The 4,527-nt window shown below is 72.7% G+C and carries 4 protein-coding genes; 1 reads left to right on the forward strand and 3 read right to left on the reverse strand.

The features are described from left to right. Window positions 1-93 precede the first annotated feature (93 nt). The gene (locus AAG827_RS21950; protein ID WP_341928337.1) at window positions 94-1,389 is read left to right on the forward strand and encodes an MFS transporter; all 1,296 of its coding nucleotides are present in this window, start codon (window positions 94-96) and stop codon (window positions 1,387-1,389) included. Here the strand turns inward: AAG827_RS21950 and AAG827_RS21955 are convergent. Genes AAG827_RS21955 through AAG827_RS21965 form a run of 3 tightly spaced genes read right to left on the reverse strand, consistent with a single transcriptional unit; the run spans window position 1,386 to window position 4,267 of the window. Continuing rightward, entirely contained in the window at window positions 1,386-2,477 is a 1,092-nt protein-coding gene (locus AAG827_RS21955; RefSeq protein WP_341928338.1) for an SDR family oxidoreductase, read from the reverse strand. The genes AAG827_RS21950 and AAG827_RS21955 overlap by 4 nt on opposite strands. 44 nt (window positions 2,478-2,521) lie before the next feature. After that, on the reverse strand, window positions 2,522-3,025 hold the full coding sequence (locus AAG827_RS21960; protein WP_341928339.1) for a DUF664 domain-containing protein: 504 nt from the start codon (window positions 3,023-3,025) through the stop codon (window positions 2,522-2,524). 42 nt (window positions 3,026-3,067) lie between these two features. Continuing rightward, window positions 3,068-4,267: a cytochrome P450 gene (locus AAG827_RS21965; protein ID WP_341928340.1), complete on the reverse strand. Its 1,200-nt coding sequence runs from the start codon at window positions 4,265-4,267 to the stop codon at window positions 3,068-3,070. Between the last annotated feature and the right edge of the window lie 260 nt (window positions 4,268-4,527).

The raw sequence follows: 4,527 nt of genomic DNA on the forward strand, positions 1-4,527 counted from the left end.
CCGTCGAGACCACGCTCCTGAGGTCTCGACGGGCGGTCGTCGCTGGCGCTCCTCCCTGCTCGACCGACGAAGGCTGAGGCGTACATTTCGTGGGTGCAGATCCGGGGGCTGTTGGCCGACACGCGTCCGCTGGCCAACCCCCACTTCAAGCGGCTGTGGCTGGCCAACATCATCACCGTGATCGGCGCGCAGCTGACGGTGGTGACAGTGCCGGCCCAGATCTACGTCGACACCGGCTCGTCGGCGTACGTCGGTCTCACGGGCGTCTTCGGCCTCGTGCCGCTGGTGGTCTTCGGGCTGTGGGGAGGCGCGCTCGCCGACGTCTTCGACCGGCGCACGATCCTGATCGTCACGACGACCGGGCTGATCGTCACGAGCGGGCTGTTCTACGCCCAGGCGGCGATGGGCAACACCGACGTCTGGCTCCTGCTGTGCCTCTTCTCGGTGCAGCAGGCGTTCTTCGCGGTCAACCAGCCCACCCGCAGCGCGGTGCTGCCCCGGCTGCTCGAGCCCGGGCTGCTGCCGGCGGCCAACTCGCTCAACATGACCGTCATGCAGGCCGGCGCGATCGCGGGACCTCTCGTGGCCGGCACGCTGATCCCGGTGCTGGGCTTCGAGTGGCTCTACCTGATCGACACCCTCACGCTGCTGGCCACGCTGTCCGCTGTCGTGCGGCTGCCCTCGCTCGCGGTCGAGGGCGCCCCGACCGGCACGCCGGGGCTGCGCTCGGTGGTCGAGGGCCTGGCCTACCTGCGCGGGCACCCCGTGCTGATGATGTCCTTCGTCGTCGACATCATCGCGATGGTCTTCGGGATGCCCCGCGCGCTCTTCCCCGAGATCGCCCACGAGAGCTTCCTCGGGCCGGAGGGCGGCGGGCTGGCCTTCGCGGTCCTCTTCGCGGCGATCCCGGCCGGGGCCGTGCTCGGCGGCGTCTTCTCCGGCTGGGTCTCGCGGGTCTCGCGGCAGGGCCTGGCCGTCATCGTGTGCATCCTGGTGTGGGGCGTGGCGATGGCCGGCTTCGGCGTCGCCGTCGCCTTGGCCGACAGCTTCCGCACGCCGATGCTGGTGGCCGCGGTCCTGATGCTGGTCGTGGGCGGCGCGGCCGACATGGCCTCGGCGGCGTTCCGCTCCAGCATGCTCCAGACCGCGGCCTCCGACGCCGTGCGCGGGCGCCTCCAGGGCATCTTCATCGTGGTCGTCGCGGGCGGTCCGCGCATCGCCGACGTGGCGCACGGCGCCAGCGCCGCCATGGTCGGTACGGCGGCAGCAGCGGCCGGCGGTGGGGTGCTGGTGGTGGTGCTCACCGTGGTGGCCGCGCTGGCCGTGCCGTCGTTCGTGCGCTACCGGATCACCCGACCGGATCCGACGAGCAGCCCCGTCCAGCCCTAGCCGACGGGCGGCACGACCCTCTCGCGGCGCAGGACCTCGAAGGCGTCGAGGAACGCGGCGAGCGTGGAGCGGTAGCCGGTGAAGCCGGCCTCCCGGCTGCGGCGCAGGTCGGTGAGGCACTCGATCTCGCGGCCCAGGTCACCGTCGGTGTGCCACCAGGACGCCACGCGGTGCAGGTCGGGCTCGCGCAGGCCGTGCTCCTCGGCGATCCGGCGCCAGGTGTCCTCCGCGCCGATCATCTGCTCCTCGAGGGGGCGCGGCTTCTCGTCGAAGCCCTCGGGCTCGACGCCGAGCGCGTCGGCCAGGCGCGGCCACATCCAGCGCCAGCGGAAGACGTCGCCGTTGGCCACGTTGTAGGCCTGGTCGGCCGCCTCGGGGGTGGTGGCGGCCCACTCGAGCTGCTCGGCGAGCAGGCCGGCGTCGGTCATGTCGGTCAGCCCGTCCCACTGCACCTGCGAGCCCGGGAAGACGAAGGGTCGGCCCTCGGCCCGGCAGATCGCGGCCTGGGCGGCCAGGGTCTGCGCCATGTTCATCGCGTTGCCGACGGCGTCGCCGATGACGGTGTGGGGTCGGTGGACGCTCCAGGTGAAGCCGTCGCGCTGGGCCGCGGCGAGGACGGCGTCCTCCTGGGCGTAGTAGAAGTTGGGGTAGGACAGCCGCGGCTCGTCCTCGTGGAAGGGCGTGTCGGGCACGTCGCCCGCGGCGTAGGCCTCGAAGGGGCCGAGGTAGTGCTTGAGCCCGGTCACCAGGGCGACGTGCTGCACGGACGCGGCGGGGCGCAGCGCGGCCAGCAGGTCGCGGACCATCCCGGCGTTGACCGCGATGTTCTGCGCCTCGGTCTCCTGCCGGGCCCAGGCGGTGAAGAAGACGTGGGTGGGGTGCTCTCCCTGCAGCGCTGCCGCCAGGGAGTCGCGGTCCTGGAGGTCGGCGGTGACGGAGCGCACGCCGGCGATGTCGCTGACGGCCCGGCGCGACAGGCCGACGACCTCCCAACCGCTCGCGACGAGGCGGCGGGTCAGGGCGCGGCCGGTGATGCCGGTGGCTCCGACGACGAGGGCGGTGCGAGGGGCTGTGGTGTCCGAGGGCATCCCTGCTCAGCGCCCCGGACGCCGCGGGCATTCCGCCGACCGGGTCACACGCCGAGGAGACCTCGCACGTAGGCGGCCTGGCCGACGTGCTGGGTGTCGTCGTTGACGACGCTCACCAGGCGCATGCCGAGCGTCACCGGCGGGTCCCAGTGCTCGTCGACGACGCGGTCGAGGTCCTCGGGCGTCAGGGTGGCGAGATAGCCCACCGTCTGGTCGTGGACCGCGTGCAGGTAGTCGGCGAGCAGGTCGGCTCCCGCCCTGACCTGCGCGACGTCGTCGCTGTCCTGGCCGTAGCCGATCTCGGCGGGGTCGAACGGCAGCCCGAAGCGCTCTGCATAGCCCTGCGCGGACCAGACCTGCTCGAGCCCCGCGACCGCCGCCACGTGGTCGTCCTGCACCCGCGCGAGGTGCCAGACGAGCCAGGCGATCGAGTTGGCCTCGGGCGTCGGGCGGTGAGTGAGCTGGTCCTCGGTGAGCCCGTCGAGCAGGACGTCGGCGCTCTCGACGATGCGGTTGAAGTGGTCCTGGAGCAGGTCTGCCGGGGTCATGCCCCCGAACGTACGCGGCGCTCGTTCAGGTGGGCGGGGAGGTCAGGTGCTCGCGCGGAACGGCACGCTGGTCGGCCGACGCACGTAGGCACCGTCGGCCCAGGTCACCGCGTCCAGGTCGACCGAGAAGTCGGGGCAGCGGGCCAGCAGCTCCTCCAGCGCGACGCGGGCCTGCATCCGCGCGGCGTTGGCGCCGAGGCAGAAGTGGGCGCCCTGGCTGAAGGTGAGGATCTGCCCCGGGCGCCGTCGTACGTCGAGGTGGTCGGCCTCGGGCCCGTAGCGGCGCGGGTCGCGGTTGGCCGCGGCGTAGAGCAGCAGCACCTTGCGGCCGGCCGGCACCTGCACGCCGTGCAGCTCGACGTCGCGGGTCACCGTGCGGGCCAGTCCCTGGACCGGCGAGGTGAGCCGCAGCAGCTCGTCGACGGCGTCGCCGATCGCGGCCGGGTCGTCGAGCAGCACCCGGCGCTGGTCGCGGTGCTCCTCGAGCAGCTGGACGGCGCCGCCGAGCATGCCCGTCGTGGTGTCGTTGCCACCCGTGACCATGGTGAAGACGTAGGCCAGGATCGAGAGGAGGCCGGCGTCGTCGTCCCCGACCCCCGCCGCCACGAGGTGCGAGACCGTGTCGTCGCCCGGCTCCCGGCGTCGGCGCTCGACCAGCTCGGCGAAGTAGCCCAGCATCCCGCCCACGGCCTCGCCCGCTGCTGCGACGTCACCGCCCGTGCCCGCCCCGGAGGCCACGATCGCGTCGGTCCAGGTGTCGAAGCGGTCGCGGTCGGCCTCCGGCACCCCGAGGTAGAACGCCACGACCATGCTCGGGAGCGGCTTGAAGAGCTCCGCGACCACGTCGGCCTCCCCCGCCGCGACGATCCGGTCGAGCCGCTCGCGCACGAAGGCGCGCACGGCGGGCTCCACGGTCGCCACCGCGCGGGGGGTGAAGCCGCGCGAGACCAGGCGCCGGAAGGCGGTGTGCACCGGCGGATCCTGCATCACCATCGGCGGGTTGTCGACGAGGCCGATCCGCTCGAGCTCGCCGTACTCGGTGGTGAGGCCCTGCGCCGAGCTGTACGTCGCCGTGTCGACCGCCGCCGCCATCACGTCGGCGTGCCGGGACAGCACGTAGTAGTCACTGCCCCCGGGGCGCTCGACGTGGTGGACCGGGGCGCGGTCGCGCAGGGCGGCGTACATCTGCCACGGGCTGGCCCACGTCTCGGCGCTCCCGGGACGGAACACGACCTCTGCCATGCGCCGACCCTGGGGCGGACGGCGGGATCTGTCAACGGCGCTGGGCCGGCCCGACTCATGTAACACGTCGTTACCCCATCTACGAGACCGTTGCAGCGGTGAACCGTCCCGGTGAATCGCCCCGGGTCTGATGGAGGCTCTCAATCCATGGAGGATGAGAGTCATGGCAGCACCCAGGAAGTACGGCGACGAGCTGCGTGAGCGCGCAACCCGGATGGCCGTCGAGTTGAGGCGTGATCCTGCAACGAGGTCTGGCGCGA

Source organism: Nocardioides psychrotolerans (assembly GCF_943371775.1).
In the GTDB taxonomy this organism is placed as follows: domain Bacteria; phylum Actinomycetota; class Actinomycetes; order Propionibacteriales; family Nocardioidaceae; genus Nocardioides; species Nocardioides psychrotolerans_A.